This window comes from Stenotrophomonas sp. TWI377, assembly GCF_039674525.1.
In the GTDB taxonomy this organism is placed as follows: domain Bacteria; phylum Pseudomonadota; class Gammaproteobacteria; order Xanthomonadales; family Xanthomonadaceae; genus Stenotrophomonas.
This window is the reverse complement of record NZ_JBDJNT010000003.1, coordinates 188,077-202,263: the sequence shown is the minus strand read 5'-3', so window position 1 is coordinate 202,263 and position 14,187 is coordinate 188,077. Positions and strand designations below refer to the sequence as shown.

Here is a 14,187-nt window from a genome sequence, read left to right as displayed (position 1 = left end):
CTAACTGGCGCAAGGGCACCATGCGAATGCGTATGGTTATGCTGCAGCGCGTCATGAAATCGACGGAAAACGCCGACTGTTCACGCTGCACGGGCAGTCGTGAAGACGGCCGCCATGTATCCTGTGGCGCTGAGTCGGGGCGCCACCAGGCCCCCTGCACGCACATCGAACAGGAGAACGGGTAGTGCCCACATGGCTTGTCACCGGCGGAGCCGGATTCATTGGCGGTAACTTTGTCCTCGAAGCGGTCGCCAAAGGCGTGCGCGTCATCAATCTCGATGCGCTGACCTACGCGGGCAACCTCAAGACGCTGGCCTCGCTGGACGGCAACCCGGACCACGTGTTTGTCGAGGGCGACATCGGCGACCAGGCGCTGGTGTCGCGCCTGCTGGCCGAGCACCAGCCCGACGCGGTGCTGAACTTCGCCGCCGAAAGCCACGTGGACCGTTCCATCGACGGCCCGGGCGCGTTCATCCAGACCAACGTGGTGGGCACCCTGGCGCTGCTGGAAGCCGTACGCGATTACTGGAAGGCGCTGCCGGACGACAAGGGCCAGGCGTTCCGCTTCCTGCACGTCTCCACCGATGAGGTCTACGGCACCCTCGGCGAGACCGGCAAGTTCAGCGAGACCACCCCGTATGCGCCCAACTCGCCGTACTCGGCGTCCAAGGCGGCCTCGGACCATCTGGTGCGCGCGTTCCACCACACCTACGGGCTGCCGGTGCTGACCACCAACTGCTCCAACAACTACGGCCCGTACCACTTCCCCGAGAAGCTGATCCCGCTGGTGATCGCCAAGGCCCTGGCCGGCGAACCGCTGCCGGTCTATGGCGATGGCAAGCAGGTGCGCGACTGGCTGTTCGTCAGCGACCACTGCGAAGCGATCCGCACCGTGCTGGCCAAGGGCCAGATCGGTGAGACCTACAACGTCGGCGGCAACTCCGAGAAGCAGAACATCGAAGTGGTGCAGGCGATCTGCGCACTGCTCGATGCACGCCGCCCGCGTGAGGATGGCCAGCCGCGCGCCAGCCAGATCACCTACGTGACCGACCGCCCCGGCCATGACCGCCGCTACGCGATCGATGCCTCCAAGCTCAAGGACCAGCTGGGCTGGGAGCCGAAGTACACCTTCGAGCAGGGCATCGGCTTCACCGTGGACTGGTACCTGGACAACCAGGACTGGGTCAACGGCGTGCTCGACGGCAGCTACCGCCTGCAGCGCATCGGCACCACCGCCTGAGCGCGGTGATCACCAGACAGAGGACAACCGCATGACTCAACGCAAGGGCATCATCCTCGCAGGTGGTTCGGGCACGCGCCTGTATCCGATCACCAAGGGCGTCAGCAAGCAGCTGCTGCCCGTGTACGACAAGCCGATGATCTACTACCCGCTCAGCGTGCTGATGCTGGCCGGGATCCGCGACGTGCTGATCATCAACACGCCGCACGAGCAGGCGCTGTTCCAGAGCCTGCTCGGCGATGGCTCGCAGTGGGGCATGAACATCGAGTACGCCGTGCAGCCGAGTCCGGACGGGCTGGCGCAGGCCTACCTGATCGGCAAGGACTTCATCGGCGGCAAGCCGAGCTGCCTGGTGCTGGGCGACAACATCTTCCACGGTCATGGCCTGCGTGAAGTGCTGCGCAATGCCGACCAGCGCGATACCGGTGCCACGGTGTTCGGTTACTGGGTCAATGATCCGGAGCGCTACGGCGTGGCCGAATTCGACAAAGCCGGCAAGGTCATCGATCTGGTCGAGAAGCCCGAAAAGCCGCGTTCGAACTATGCCGTCACCGGCCTGTACTTCTACGACGGCAACGCCAGCGATTACGCCGCGGAGCTGAAGCCGTCGCCGCGCGGCGAGCTGGAGATCACCGATCTCAACCAGCGTTACCTGCGCGAGGGCAACCTGCATCTGGAAGCGCTGGGTCGTGGCTATGCGTGGCTGGATACCGGCACCCACCAGTCGCTGCTGGAAGCCTCCAACTTCATCGAGACCATCCAGACCCGCCAGGGCCTGCAGGTCTGCTGCCCGGAAGAAATCGCCTTCGGCCAGGGCTGGATCAACGCCGAGCAGCTGGAGAGGCTGGCAGCGCCGCTGATCAAGAACGGCTACGGCCAGTACCTGCACACGCTGGCTGTGCGAGGAGTGGTGCCGTGAAGATTGTCGAAACCAAGCTGCCGGGTTGCGTGGTGATCGAGCCGGCCGTGTTCGGCGACGAGCGCGGCTTCTTCTTCGAGACCTGGAACGCGGCCCGCTTCGGTGAGCATGGACTGCCGACGAAATTCGTACAGAGCAACGTCTCCAGCTCGTCCAAGGGCGTGCTGCGCGGCCTGCACTATCAGTGGCCGCGGCCGCAGGGCAAGCTGGTCAGCGTGCTTGAAGGTGAAGTCTACGACGTGGCGGTGGATATCCGTCGTGGCTCGCCGACCTTCGGCCAGTGGGCTGCCGTGGTGCTGAGCGCGGAGAACAAGAAGCAGTTCTGGATTCCGGAAGGCTTCGCGCATGGTTTCGCCGTGCTGTCCGAACGGGCGATTTTCAGCTACCTCTGCACCGAGGTGTACCTGAAGGACTTCGACGCCGGCGTCCGCTGGAACGATGCCGACATCGCCGTCGACTGGCCGATCAGCGCACCCACGCTGTCGGCCAAGGACGAGTCTGCGCCGTTCCTGAAGGACATCGCCGAGGACCGCCTGCCGGTCTACCAGCCGTGACGATCCTGCTGCTGGGGGCCAATGGCCAGCTTGGCCAGGAACTGCGACGCGCGCTGGCCCCGCTGGGTACGATCGTGGCGACCACCCGCAGTGGCGCGCTGCCCGATGGCAGCGCGTGCGAGGTGGCCGACTTCGACCAGCCCGCCTCGCTAACCGCACTGCTGGACCGCGTCCGGCCGGCGCTGGTGGTCAATGCCGCCGCCTACACCGCGGTGGACCGGGCCGAGGACGACCGGGAGGCGGCTTTCCGTGCGAACGCCGAAGCCCCCGGTGTACTGGCGCACTGGTGCGCGCAGGCCGGCGTCCCGTTGGTGCATTACTCCACCGATTACGTGTTCGACGGGCAGGGCACGCGCCCGTACCGGGAAGACGATGCGACCGCCCCGCTGGGCGTGTATGGCGCCAGCAAGCTGGCCGGTGAGCAAGCCATCCGTGCGGCCGGTGGACGCCACCTGATCTTCCGCACCGCGTGGGTATACGCTTCCCACAGCGCCAACTTCCTGCGCACGATGCTGCGGGTGGGGGCGGAGCGCGACGTACTGCGCGTGGTGGCGGATCAGGTTGGTACGCCGACGCCGGCAGCGTTGATTGCCGATGTGACCGCGCAGGCGCTGCAGCACGACGGCGCACTGTCGGGCACGTGGCATCTGACCGCCAAAGGCGAGACCAGCTGGCACGGCTTTGCCGAAGCGATCTTTGCGGACGCGGTCGCAACAGGCGTGCTGCCGCGGGCACCGATCGTCGAGGCGATCTCCACGGCCGAGTACCCGACGCCGGCCAAGCGCCCCGCCTATTCGCACCTGGATGTGGCGAAGCTGGAGCAGGACTTCGGTGTCAGCTTGCCAAGCTGGCAGGAAGGACTGAAGCGGGTCATCGCGGACTGCTGACCCAGGCGTAGAGCCACGCCATGCGTGGCTGACGCGGTGTCAGGATTCCAGGCAGGGCAGCCACGCATGGCGTGGCTCTACCCGCAATAAAAAAAACCCGGCCTTGGCCGGGTTTTTTGTTTATCTGCTTGCCGTCGTTCAGGTACGCCCGTACGTATCCTCAAACCGCACGATATCGTCCTCGCCCAGATAGCTGCCGGACTGCACTTCGATCAGCTCCAGCGGCAACTTGCCCGGGTTCTTCAGGCGATGGGTCACGCCCAGCGGGATGTACGTGCTCTGGTTCTCGGTGAGCAGCAGCACTTCTTCCCCACGCGTGACTTCGGCGGTGCCGCTGACCACGATCCAGTGTTCGGCGCGGTGGTGGTGCATCTGCAGGCTCAGCGTCGCGCCCGGCTTGACCGTGATGCGCTTGACCTGGAAGCGGGCGCCATTGTCGATCGAGTCGTAGGCGCCCCACGGGCGGTACACCTTGCGGTGCCAGGTCGCTTCGGGACGGCCATCGGCCTTGATCCGGGCGACCACCTGCTTGATCTCCTGCATGCGGTCGCTCTTGCCGACCATGACCGCATCATCGGTCTCGACCACGATCACGTCATCCAGGCCGACCAGCGCGATCAGGCGCTCGCCGTAGGCGAAGGTGTTGCGGCAGTCGATCGCGATCACGTCGCCGTGGTGCGCGTTGCCCTCGCCATCCTGTTCGGACACGTCACGCAGGGCGGTCCACGAACCGACGTCGTTCCAGCCGGCATCCAGCGGCACGACCACGGCGTCGGCGGTCTTTTCCATCACCGCGTAATCGATGGAATCCGACGGCACGGCGGCGAAGGCGTCTTTGTCCAGGCGGGTGAAATCGCTGTCGCGGCGCGCCTGCTGCCAGGCGGTGCGGCTGCCGGCCAGCATGGCGGGATTGAACGTCTCCAGCTCGGCCAGGAAGCGCGAGGCCTTGAACAGGAACATGCCGCTGTTCCAGAAATACTCGCCCGACTGCACGTACGCGCTGGCGGTTTCCGCATCCGGCTTCTCGACAAACCGATCCACGGCGCGTACATCACCACCGGAAGCGGCCTTGATATAGCCGTAGCCCGTTTCCGGGCCGGTCGGCACGATGCCGAACGTCACCAGCTTGCCGGACTCCGCGGCCGGTACCGCACGCAGTACGGCAGCGCGGAACGCCTGTTCGTCGGCGATTACATGGTCCGACGGCAGCACCAGCAGCAGCGCATCATCACCGTCGCGGGTCGCTTCCAGCGCGGCCACCGCGATCGCCGGGGCGGTGTTGCGGCCAATCGGCTCCAGCAGGATTGCCTGCGGCTGCACGCCCAGCTGCTGCAGCTGCTCGGCGGCGACGAAGCGGTGCTCCTCGTTGGCGACGATCAGCGGCGCGCGGCCGGCGATCGCTGCCACACGCTGCCAGGTGGCCTGCAGCATGGTCTGTTCGCCGGCCAATGCCAGGAACTGCTTGGGGTAGGACTCGCGCGACAGTGGCCACAGGCGGGTGCCGGAGCCGCCGGAAAGGATGACGGGAAGAAGGTTCTGCATGGTGGGGGTACTCGCCTCAGGCGTCCTTGAGCAATTGGGAAATTTCATCGGTGCGTGCGCGCAGCAGCGCTGCGTCGCCGCGGGTTTCAACATTCAGCCGCAGCAGCGGCTCGGTGTTGGAACTGCGCAGGTTGAAGCGCCACTCGCCGAAATCGGCGCTGATGCCATCGGTGTGGTCCAGTGCCGGCGCCTGCGCGGCGTAATGCTCCATCACGCGGGCGACGGAGCGCTTGGCATCGGCGACCTTGAAATTGATCTCGCCGCTGCACGGGAACTTCTGCATGCGCGCTTCGACCAGATCGGCCAGCGAACGGCCGGACTCGGACACCAGCGCGGCGATCAGCAGCCACGGGATCATGCCGGAATCGGCGTAGGCGAACTCGCGGAAATAATGGTGCGCACTCATCTCGCCGCCGTAGACGGCATTTTCCGAGCGCATCTTTTCCTTGATGAACGCGTGGCCGCTCTTGCACAGCACCGGCTGGCCACCGGCTTCCTCGACCATTTCCACTGTGTTCCAGGTCAGGCGCGGGTCGTGCACGATCTTGCCGCCGGGCTGGCGCGCGAGGATCGCCTGGGCAAGCAGACCGACCAGGTAATAGCCTTCGATGAAGCGGCCGTTATGGTCGAAGAAGAAGCAGCGGTCGAAGTCGCCATCCCAGGCGATGCCGAAGTCCGCGCCATGCTCGCGCACGGCCTGCGCGGTGAGCTCGCGGTTTTCCGGCAGCAGCGGATTGGGGATGCCATTCGGGAAGCTGCCATCGGGCTCGTGGCAGATGCGGATGAACTCCAGCGGCAGGTGCGGGGCGAGCAGATCCACGATCGTGCCGGCGCCGCCGTTGCCGGCATTGACGACCAGCTTCAAGGGCTTGAGGGCCTTGGGCTCGATGTAGCTCAGCAGGTGCGCGATGTAGGCGCTCTTGTCCGGATGCGACTGCAGGCCGGCGCTCGGCTCGGCGGCGGGGGCCTGGTCGGCCTCGACCGCATCGGAGATCGCGAACAGGCCGGTATCGGAGCTGATCGGGCGGGCCTGCTCCTTGACCAGCTTCATGCCGTTGTAATCCATCGGATTATGGCTGGCGGTGACCATGACCCCGCCGGCCGCCTTCAGGTGGTCCACCTGGAAATAGACTTCTTCGGTTCCGCACAGCCCGATGTCGAGCACCTCGCGGCCGGCGCCGCGCAGGCCGGCTGCCAGCGCATCCTGCAGGGCCCCGCTGGTGAGGCGGACATCGTGGCCAACCACCACCGTGCCGGGCGACAGCTGCGCCGCCAGGGCCACGCCGATGCGACGGGCCAGATCTTCGTTCAGTTCATCCGGAACCCGGCCGCGGATGTCGTACGCCTTGAATGCGGGGAGCGTCATCTATTCAGTCCTTCTGACAGTCAGCGCACTAGTTTAGCCGCTGCCGTGTATGGGAATCGTTTTCACCGGGGCGGGCCGGGTCAATGCCGGAGCCCGGGGGCAGGGAAAGCCCCGGGCAATGGCTACAATGGCCGCTTACATCAACGAGGTGAGGGCGTAGATGAGCAAGTCCCCAGACAACGCCGGGCGACGTGGAAAGCAGTACGCCAGTGCGGCTGAAGCGCTGCAAGGCGCCATCGCCGATGGCCAGACCCTGGCGGTCGGCGGGTTCGGCCTGTGCGGTATTCCCGAGGCCCTGATCGCCGCGCTGCGCGATTCCGGTGCCAAGGATCTGACCGTGATCTCCAACAATGCGGGCGTGGATGGCTTTGGCCTCGGCCAGCTGCTGGCGACCCGCCAGATCCGGAAAATGATCTCGTCCTACGTGGGCGAGAACAAGGAATTCGAGCGCCAGTACCTGGCCGGTGAGCTGGAGCTGGAGTTCAACCCGCAGGGCACCCTGGCCGAGCGCCTGCGTGCCGGCGGTGCCGGCATCCCGGCCTTCTTCACCGCAACCGGCTACGGCACGGTGGTGGCCGAGGGCAAGGAAACCCGCGAATTCGATGGCAAGCACTACGTGATGGAGACCGCGCTGCGCGCCGACGTCGCGCTGGTCAAGGCGTGGAAGGCCGACGAGGCCGGCAACCTGGTGTTCCGCAAGACCGCGCGCAACTTCAACCCGGCCTGCGCGATGGCCGGCAAGCTGTGCATCGTGGAAGTGGAAGAGGTGGTGCCGGTGGGCAGCATCGACCCGGACCAGGTGCACCTGCCGGGCATCTACGTGCACCGCATCGTGCACAACCCGCACCCCGAGAAGCGTATCGAACAGCGTACCGTGCGCCAGGAGGCGAACTGAGATGGCCTGGACCCGCGATGAAATGGCACAGCGCGCCGCGCGCGAACTGACCGACGGCGCCTACGTGAACCTGGGTATTGGCCTGCCGACCCTGGTCGCCAACCACATTCCCGACGGTGTGGATGTCTGGTTGCAGTCCGAAAATGGCCTGCTCGGCATCGGCCCGTTCCCGACCGAGGCCGAGGTCGACGCCGACCTGATCAATGCCGGCAAGCAGACGGTGACCGCACGCGCGGGCGCCAGCTACTTCGGCAGCCACGACAGCTTCGCGATGATCCGCGGCGGCCACATCAACCTGGCCATCCTCGGCGCGATGCAGGTGACCGACAAGGGCGACCTCGCGAACTGGATGGTGCCGGGCAAGATGGTCAAGGGCATGGGCGGGGCGATGGATCTGGTCGCCGGCGTGCAGCGCGTGGTGGTGCTGATGGAGCACACCGCCAAAAGCGGCGAGCACAAGATTCTGCCCGAGTGCAATCTGCCGCTGACCGGTGTCGGCGTGGTGGACCGCATCATCACCGACCTTGCCGTGTTCGATGTCACTGACACGGGCCTGGTGCTGGTCGAGGCGGCTCCGGGCGTGGGTATGGATGAGTTGAAGGAAAAGACCGGCGTGGCCTTCGTCCAAGCCTGATTGCCATTGCCGCCGTGGTGTCCGTTCAACGGGCACCACGCTGGCTCCTGAGGAAGGCCATGGACCTGCATCTGCGCGACGCTGAAGTGAGTTGGCACCGTCACTGGCTCTCCCGCGACACCGCCGACACCCTCCAGCGCACGCTCCGCGACGACGTCCCATGGGAGGTGCACACGATCCGGATGTTCGGCCGCCAGGTCGATTCCCCGCGCCTGAGCTGCTGGATGGGCGACCCGGCCGCGCGCTACCGCTATTCCGGTACCGAGTTCGTGCCGCAGCCCTGGCATCCGGCGCTGCTGCCGGTGCGCGATCAGCTGGCGGCCTGCTGTGGCCATGCGTTCAACAGCGTGCTGCTCAACCGCTACCGCGATGGCGATGATGGGATGGGCTGGCACAGCGACAACGAGCCCGAACTGGGGCCGGCACCGGTGATCGCGTCATTGAGTCTGGGCGCGGCGCGGCGGTTCCTGCTGCGGCGCCGGGACGACCATGCGAAGAAGGCCGAGGTCCTGCTGGACCATGGCGATCTGCTGGTGATGGGCGGGCAGACCCAGCGCCATTACCAGCATTCGCTGCCGAAGAGCGCCCGGCCGCTGGCCGAGCGCCTGAATCTCACGTTCCGCTGGATCAGCGCACCCGGGCAGGGGTGACCGCGCTGCGGGCGTGATCCTGCTCGCCGGTCACCAGCGTCCAGCCCACCACGTTCGTGGTCAGTGTCTGCAGCCCCTGTTCCAGCGCGGCGGTGACCTGGGCGACGTCGGTGCTGCCGACCGGGTTTTCCTGGCGGAAGGTGCGGTCGGCGACCACGCGCTGGTCGATCACGTGGATCAGCTTGGCGTTGACTTCGATCAGCGCGGTCGGCGTAGCCTGGCCGCGGTAGTCGGCTTCGAAGCGGCGCACGTCCATGGCCAGTTTGTAGTCGGCCCGGATGCCGGTGGTGACCCGGGCCACCCCGTTGATGCGACCGGAATCCTCGAAACCGCGCACCAGCGCGTCATCGAGCATGTCGGTGGCCGGCTGGGCCCAGCTCACGCCCTTGTAGACCTCCAGTTCGGAGGGGGTCGGGCGCACGTTGATGCGCGGGCTGTCGACCACGCGCGCGGCGCTGGGCTTGACCAGCACCAGCTGCCAATCGACGGTCGGCCAGCTCGGGTCGGCCTGGATGCGGACCACGGGCGAATAGATGGTCACCGCGCTGCGCTCGTTGCTGCCCAGCAGCGAGCAGCCGCCAAGCGCGGCGATCAGGGCGATCGGCAGCAGGGGCCGGAACAAGGTCGGGCGGCTCATTTGGGTTCGAACTCCTTGGGTGCGTCGCGGCCGAGCAGATAACGTGCCGGGTTGTTGTCCAGGCGGTCGCTGACCCGGCGCAGGTCGCGGATCAGGCCGCGCAGCTCGGTCAGCGTCGGGCCGAGCTGGGCCAGGCCATCGTTGGCGAAGCTGTTGATCGCGGCGCGGTTCTCGCCAAGGATCGAGTCGGCATTGCCGGCGGCCGAATCCAGCTTGCTCAGCGTGGTTTCCAGTTTGTCCAGGATCGGTGGCAGCTGCTGCACCAGATTCTTGTCCAGGCGCTGGATGGTGCCGTTGGTGCTCTTGAGGGTGACGTCCAGGCTGCGTGCGGCATCGCGCGCGCTGAGCAGCAGCGCCTGGGTGCCCTGGTCACGGTCGGCCAGGCCGCCGCTGATGGTTTCCAGGTTGGCCAGGGTCGCGTTGATGCTGGCCACGTTGCGGTCGCTCAGCACCTGGTCCATGCGCTCGACGATGCGGTTGGCCACGTCGGTGATGTTCTGCAGCGCCGACGGCGTGGTCGGGATGATCGGGGCCGGGTCCTTGTTGACCGCGGTCAGCGCGGCGGACTGCGGCGTGCCGCCACTGAGCTGGATGATCGACGGACCGGTCAGGCTGGTGATCGCCAGCTTGGCGCGGGTGTCGGTCTTGACCGGCGTATTGGAGTTCAGCCGGATCCGCGCGACCACCTGGCGCGGATCATCCGGGACCAGGTTCAACTCGGTGATCGAGCCGACCGCGATGCCGTTGTACTGCACCGGGCTGCCGACCGACAGGCCGGTGACCGCCTCGCGGAACACCACGCGGTATTCCGTCCAGGTGCGGTCGGAGGAGTACTTGGCGGCCCACAGGCCGAAGGCCAGCAGCGCCAGTCCCACCACCAGGGTGAAGGCGCCGATCAGGACGTAATTGGCTTTGGTTTCCATGGCTTACTCGCTCTCGTGCTTTGCATCGCGCGCAGCACGCGCGCGCGGTCCGTGGAAGTACTCCTGGATCCACGGGTGGTCCAGTTGTTCGATCTCGTGCAGCGGGGCGTTGGCGATGACCTTCTTGTCGGCCAGCACCGCCACCCGGTCACAGATCGCATACAGGGTGTCCAGATCGTGTGTGATCAGGAAGACAGTGAGGCCCAGCGCTTCCTGCAGGGTCTTGATGAGGCGGTCGAACGCGGCCGCGCCGATCGGGTCCAGCCCGGCGGTGGGTTCGTCCAGGAACAGCAGCGGTGGATCCAGCGCCAGCGCCCGGGCCAGGCCGGCGCGCTTGCGCATGCCACCGGACAGCTGCGAGGGCAGCTTGTTGATCGCATCGGCGGGCAGGCCGGCCAGCTTCACCTTGAGCAGGGCCAGTTCGTAATGCCAGCGCTCGGGCAGCTCGCCGTGATGTTCCTTCAACGGCACCTGCACGTTCTCGCCCACGGTCAGCGAGGAGAACAGCGCACCATCCTGGAACAGCACGCCGGTATTGCGTTCGATATGCAGGCGGTTGGCCGGGTCGCTGGAGCGGGCATCGACGCCGAGCACCTCGATCTGACCATCGTCCGGCGTGCGCAGGCCGAGGATGCTGCGCATCAACACCGATTTGCCGGTGCCCGAGCCGCCGACCACGCCGAGGATCTCGCCGCGACGCACATCCAGGTCCAGCCCGTCGTGTACCACCTGCGCACCGAAACGGTTGGTCAGCCCGCGCACGCGGATCAGCAATTCGCCGTCATCGCTGGCGGCAGCGTCGCGGTCAGGGGCCGGGGCGGTGTCGGTGATCATCGGTTACCAGCCCATCTTCATGAACCACAGCGCGGCGAACGCGTCGAGGATGATCACCAGCGAAATGGCCTGCACCACGCTGGAGGTGGTGCGCTCGCCGACCGACTGCGCGGTGCCTTCCACCTTCAGGCCTTCCAGGCAGCCGATCAGGCCGATCACCAGCGCGAACACCGGCGCCTTCGACAGGCCCACCAGCATGTTGCGCACTTCCATGGTGTCGTGCATCCGCGCGATATACATCTGCGGCGGGATATCCAGATCGAACGCACCCACGGTGATGCCACCGGCCAGGCCGGCGACCATCGCGATGAAGGTCAGCAGCGGCAGGGTGATCAGCAGGGCGATCAGCCGCGGCAGCACCAGCAGATCGACCGGGTCCAGGCCCAGCGTCTTCATCGCGTCGATTTCTTCGCGCGCCTTCATCGCACCGATCTGCGCGGTGAACGCACTGGCGGTGCGGCCGGCCAGCACGATCGCGGTCAACAGCACGGCGAACTCGCGCAGGAAGGCGATGCTGACCAGTTCGACCACGTAGATCTCGGCGCCGAAGTCGCGCAGGATCGTGGAGCCGAGGAAGGCGATCACCGCACCCACCAGATACGACAGCAGTGCCACCAGCGGCACCGCATCCAGGCCGACCTGTTCCATCTGGGCGACGGTGGCGGTGAGACGGAAACGGCGCGGTTCCTTGATCAGGCGCGCGCCCTTGACCAGGTTCTCGCCGAGGAAGCTGGCCAGCGCCACGATGTTGTGGCCCATGCCGTGCACGCTGACACCCAGCCGTTCCAGTGCGGCCAGCACGCCGAAGTCGCGCTTGGCCTTGGGCCGGTCGTCGGCGACTTCCTCGATGGTGGAGACCAGCGCACGATGCTCCTCGCGGAACGTCACCGCGTCCTCGCCGAGATCGGCGCGGTGGGCCACGCGCAGCAACTGCAGCACGCCGGCCGAGTCGAGCAGGGTGATCCCGCTGGCGTCCAGACCGGTCACCTTCTCCGGAAGGCCGCGCAGCACCTCGGCCGCGTCCAGCGCGGTGCGTAAAGTCCAATGACCAGACAACCGGATCAGACCGGGGTCTTGGGCATCCTGCTCGAGATGGGGGGCTTGGTCTGAGGTCATGTAGGCGTCCTGCGCGCAGCATAACCTGTCCGGGTGCATGGCTCGCGTATGCGCCGGACCGGGCTGAACGCGTTGCTCGGCAACACCGGGGGCGTCATGCCGCGATGCGATGCCACCGGGATTCTTCAGGCCGGGGCGTGTTCGGGTAATACTACGGCGCATGTCTGCCGACGCCCCCACCATCGTTGCACCACCGGCCACCTACGCACAGCGCGTGGCCTTCGTTTCGGAAATGGCCGGGCGCCTGCACAGCTATGGCACTACCGCGCAGCGGCTAGAAGCCGCCGTGGTCGCGCTGGCGCAGCGGCTGGACCTGGATTGCGAGCCGTGGTCGAACCCGACCGGCCTGATCCTGAGTTTCAGCGACCCGACCAAGGCGATCGGTTCGTCGGACATCACCCGCGTGATCCGGCTGGCGCCGGGCGAGAACGACCTGCATAAACTCAGCATCGCCGACCAGATCACCGATGCGGTGGCCAACGGCACCATGAGCATCGCGCAGGGGCACACCGCGCTGCGCCAGCTGGACAAGGATCCCGGCCGCTGGGGCAAGATCCGCACCATTCTTTCCTACAGCCTGGGCGCAGCGGGCGTGGCCGGCCTGTGGAAACTGCCGTGGCTGGATATCGCCACCGCCGGCGTGATCGGTCTGCTGATCGGCGTCATGGGCATGTATACCGACCGCCGCCCGGCCACGCGCGAGGCCAACGAAGCGTTGGCGGCCCTGCTGGCCGGCTCGGTGGCGACGCTGGTGGCCTCCTTCATCGGGGCGCTCAACCTCAACACGGTGATCATCGCCTCGCTGGTGGTGCTGCTGCCCGGGATGTCGCTGACCAATGCGGTCAATGAGCTGGCCAGCCAGCACTGGGTCTCCGGCACGGCGCGGTTTGCCGGTGCGGTGACCACGATCCTGAAACTGACCGTGGGCGCGGTGATCGCGGTGACCCTGTCCGGCATCGTCGGGCTGGAACCGCTGGTGCGCGCCTCGCGACCGCAGGCCGATTGGGTCGAGTGGGGCGCGCTGCTGCTGGCCGCGTTCGCGTTCGCGATGTTGTTCAAGGCCAACCGTCGCGATTTCCCCTGGGTGATGGCGGCGGCCGTCGCCGGCTATGCGATCTCCAAGTTCGCGGGCCAGGCCTGGGGCATCCCGGCCGGTATTTTCATGTCGGCGATGCTGCTGACCGCCGCCGGCAATCTGTTTGGCCGGCTGGCGCAGCGCCCGGGCGCGATCATCCGCTTGCCCGGCATCATCATGCTCGTGCCCGGCAGTACCAGCCTGCGCGGCGTGCTGACGCTGGTCCAGCAGCAGGACATGAGCGCCGGCCAGACCGTGCTGATGACCGTGCTCAACGTGGTGATGGCGCTGGTGGCCGGCCTGCTGTTCGGCAATCTGCTGATCCCGGCGCGCAAGAATCTTTGACCCTCCCGGTCATCGCGCGCGCCATCAACGGGTACGAAAACGCCGGCGCGAGGCCGGCGTTTTCATGTGCAGCACTGACTGACCGGCTTACTTCTTGATCAGGAACTCTTCAACCTTCTTGCCCTTGGCAGTATGCGCAGCCAGCCAGCGCGGCTGCTTGCCACGGCCGGTCCAGGTTTCCTTCGGGTTGGCCGGGTTGCGATACTTCGGAGCGACCTTGCCGAGCTTGCGCACGGCCTTGGCCGGGGCCTTGGTGGCCTTGCTCGCGGCACGGCCACGTGCGGCCGGGGCGGCACCGCCGAACAGTTCTTCCACCGAATAGCCCTGGGCCTTGGCCAGCTTGGTCAGCTGTGCGCGGACCTTGGTGATCGCCGGACGCTTGGCCACGATGGTCTGCTGCTTCTTGGCGTTCTTGATCAGCGCGCCCAGCTCTTTGGCGGACAGGCCGCTCAGGTCGATACTCATCTACTACTCCGCAATATATTAAGGACAGGGTGAGCCGGTCCTTGGCGTCGGAAACAGCATACATTCTCTTTTGCGAAATACACAAACAAACCGGAGTTATTGAAA

14 protein-coding genes and 1 pseudogene are annotated in these 14,187 nt (G+C 66.4%); 8 read left to right on the top strand and 7 right to left on the bottom strand.

Going from position 1 to position 14,187, the window contains the following annotated elements; translation table 11 throughout:
• The first annotated feature begins 184 nt into the window (after positions 1-184).
• From rfbB to rfbD, 4 genes are read left to right on the top strand one after another with little or no spacing between them, the layout of a single operon-like run.
• On the top strand, positions 185-1,240 hold the full coding sequence (gene rfbB / locus ABE546_RS05470) for a dTDP-glucose 4,6-dehydratase (RefSeq protein ID WP_346462899.1): 1,056 nt from the start codon (positions 185-187) through the stop codon (positions 1,238-1,240).
• 31 nt (positions 1,241-1,271) lie between these two features.
• Positions 1,272-2,159: a glucose-1-phosphate thymidylyltransferase RfbA gene (gene rfbA, locus ABE546_RS05465; protein ID WP_346462898.1), complete on the top strand. Its 888-nt coding sequence runs from the start codon at positions 1,272-1,274 to the stop codon at positions 2,157-2,159.
• Positions 2,156-2,713 (top strand): dTDP-4-dehydrorhamnose 3,5-epimerase, encoded by a 558-nt coding sequence (gene rfbC, locus ABE546_RS05460; RefSeq protein WP_019182577.1) that lies wholly within the window; start codon positions 2,156-2,158, stop codon positions 2,711-2,713. The genes rfbA and rfbC overlap by 4 nt, the downstream gene beginning before the upstream one ends.
• Positions 2,710-3,600: a dTDP-4-dehydrorhamnose reductase gene (gene rfbD, locus ABE546_RS05455; protein ID WP_346462897.1), complete on the top strand. Its 891-nt coding sequence runs from the start codon at positions 2,710-2,712 to the stop codon at positions 3,598-3,600. Before rfbC ends, rfbD begins: the two co-directional genes overlap by 4 nt.
• A 138-nt stretch (positions 3,601-3,738) precedes the next feature.
• On the opposite strand, the gene ABE546_RS05450 is transcribed toward rfbD, so the two are convergent.
• Together ABE546_RS05450 and ABE546_RS05445 are read right to left on the bottom strand one after the other, a co-directional pair.
• Positions 3,739-5,142, bottom strand: coding sequence for a mannose-1-phosphate guanylyltransferase/mannose-6-phosphate isomerase (locus ABE546_RS05450; RefSeq protein ID WP_346462896.1), 1,404 nt, complete (start codon positions 5,140-5,142; stop codon positions 3,739-3,741).
• 16 nt (positions 5,143-5,158) lie between these two features.
• Positions 5,159-6,508 (bottom strand): phosphomannomutase, encoded by a 1,350-nt coding sequence (locus ABE546_RS05445; RefSeq protein ID WP_284128399.1) that lies wholly within the window; start codon positions 6,506-6,508, stop codon positions 5,159-5,161.
• Positions 6,509-6,668: 160 nt separating this feature from the next.
• Between ABE546_RS05445 and ABE546_RS05440 the strand changes: the two genes are divergently transcribed.
• From ABE546_RS05440 to ABE546_RS05430, 3 genes are read left to right on the top strand one after another with little or no spacing between them, the layout of a single operon-like run.
• Positions 6,669-7,403 carry a CoA transferase subunit A gene (locus ABE546_RS05440; RefSeq protein ID WP_284128398.1) on the top strand — a complete coding sequence of 245 codons (735 nt, stop codon included), beginning with the start codon at positions 6,669-6,671 and terminating at the stop codon, positions 7,401-7,403.
• A 1-nt stretch (position 7,404) separates the two neighbouring features.
• Entirely contained in the window at positions 7,405-8,037 is a 633-nt protein-coding gene (locus ABE546_RS05435; protein ID WP_346462895.1) for a CoA transferase subunit B, read from the top strand.
• 59 nt (positions 8,038-8,096) lie between these two features.
• Complete coding sequence (locus tag ABE546_RS05430; RefSeq protein WP_346462894.1) at positions 8,097-8,687, top strand: alpha-ketoglutarate-dependent dioxygenase AlkB; 591 nt, start codon at positions 8,097-8,099, stop codon at positions 8,685-8,687.
• Here the strand turns inward: ABE546_RS05430 and ABE546_RS05425 are convergent.
• The 4 genes from ABE546_RS05425 to ABE546_RS05410 are packed head-to-tail and all read right to left on the bottom strand — an operon-like array spanning position 8,665 to position 12,197.
• The gene (locus tag ABE546_RS05425; protein ID WP_284128394.1) at positions 8,665-9,324 is read right to left on the bottom strand and encodes an ABC-type transport auxiliary lipoprotein family protein; all 660 of its coding nucleotides are present in this window, start codon (positions 9,322-9,324) and stop codon (positions 8,665-8,667) included. The two genes, ABE546_RS05430 and ABE546_RS05425, sit on opposite strands and share 23 nt — an antisense overlap.
• A complete protein-coding gene (locus ABE546_RS05420) occupies positions 9,321-10,247 on the bottom strand; it encodes an MlaD family protein (RefSeq protein WP_121042588.1) in 927 nt (308 codons plus the stop codon). Before ABE546_RS05420 ends, ABE546_RS05425 begins: the two co-directional genes overlap by 4 nt.
• A gap of 3 nt (positions 10,248-10,250) precedes the next feature.
• A complete protein-coding gene (locus tag ABE546_RS05415) occupies positions 10,251-11,081 on the bottom strand; it encodes an ABC transporter ATP-binding protein (protein WP_346462893.1) in 831 nt (276 codons plus the stop codon).
• A 3-nt stretch (positions 11,082-11,084) separates the two neighbouring features.
• Positions 11,085-12,197, bottom strand: coding sequence for an ABC transporter permease (locus ABE546_RS05410; protein ID WP_070426576.1), 1,113 nt, complete (start codon positions 12,195-12,197; stop codon positions 11,085-11,087).
• 160 nt (positions 12,198-12,357) lie between these two features.
• Here ABE546_RS05410 and ABE546_RS05405 point away from each other — a divergent pair, with 160 nt between their 5' ends.
• Positions 12,358-13,617, top strand: a complete 1,260-nt coding sequence (locus ABE546_RS05405; RefSeq protein ID WP_088432072.1) for a threonine/serine exporter family protein — start codon at positions 12,358-12,360, stop codon at positions 13,615-13,617.
• A gap of 90 nt (positions 13,618-13,707) precedes the next feature.
• Here ABE546_RS05405 and ABE546_RS05400 read toward each other — a convergent pair.
• Positions 13,708-14,082 (bottom strand): annotated as a pseudogene (locus ABE546_RS05400) (H-NS histone family protein); the annotation flags it as partial.
• Positions 14,083-14,187 lie beyond the last annotated feature (105 nt).

Excerpts from the sequence above, each read along its gene's own strand:
- rfbA (WP_346462898.1), top strand. The coding sequence starts at position 1,272 with ATGACTCAACGCAAGGGCATCATCCTCGCAGGTGGTTCGGGCACGCGC.
- ABE546_RS05450 (WP_346462896.1), bottom strand. The coding sequence starts at position 5,142 with ATGCAGAACCTTCTTCCCGTCATCCTTTCCGGCGGCTCCGGCACCCGC.
- ABE546_RS05445 (WP_284128399.1), bottom strand. The coding sequence starts at position 6,508 with ATGACGCTCCCCGCATTCAAGGCGTACGACATCCGCGGCCGGGTTCCG.
- ABE546_RS05440 (WP_284128398.1), top strand. The coding sequence starts at position 6,669 with ATGAGCAAGTCCCCAGACAACGCCGGGCGACGTGGAAAGCAGTACGCC.
- ABE546_RS05435 (WP_346462895.1), top strand. The coding sequence starts at position 7,405 with ATGGCCTGGACCCGCGATGAAATGGCACAGCGCGCCGCGCGCGAACTG.
- ABE546_RS05430 (WP_346462894.1), top strand. The coding sequence starts at position 8,097 with ATGGACCTGCATCTGCGCGACGCTGAAGTGAGTTGGCACCGTCACTGG.
- ABE546_RS05425 (WP_284128394.1), bottom strand. The coding sequence starts at position 9,324 with ATGAGCCGCCCGACCTTGTTCCGGCCCCTGCTGCCGATCGCCCTGATC.
- ABE546_RS05420 (WP_121042588.1), bottom strand. The coding sequence starts at position 10,247 with ATGGAAACCAAAGCCAATTACGTCCTGATCGGCGCCTTCACCCTGGTG.
- ABE546_RS05415 (WP_346462893.1), bottom strand. The coding sequence starts at position 11,081 with ATGATCACCGACACCGCCCCGGCCCCTGACCGCGACGCTGCCGCCAGC.
- ABE546_RS05410 (WP_070426576.1), bottom strand. The coding sequence starts at position 12,197 with ATGACCTCAGACCAAGCCCCCCATCTCGAGCAGGATGCCCAAGACCCC.
- ABE546_RS05405 (WP_088432072.1), top strand. The coding sequence starts at position 12,358 with ATGTCTGCCGACGCCCCCACCATCGTTGCACCACCGGCCACCTACGCA.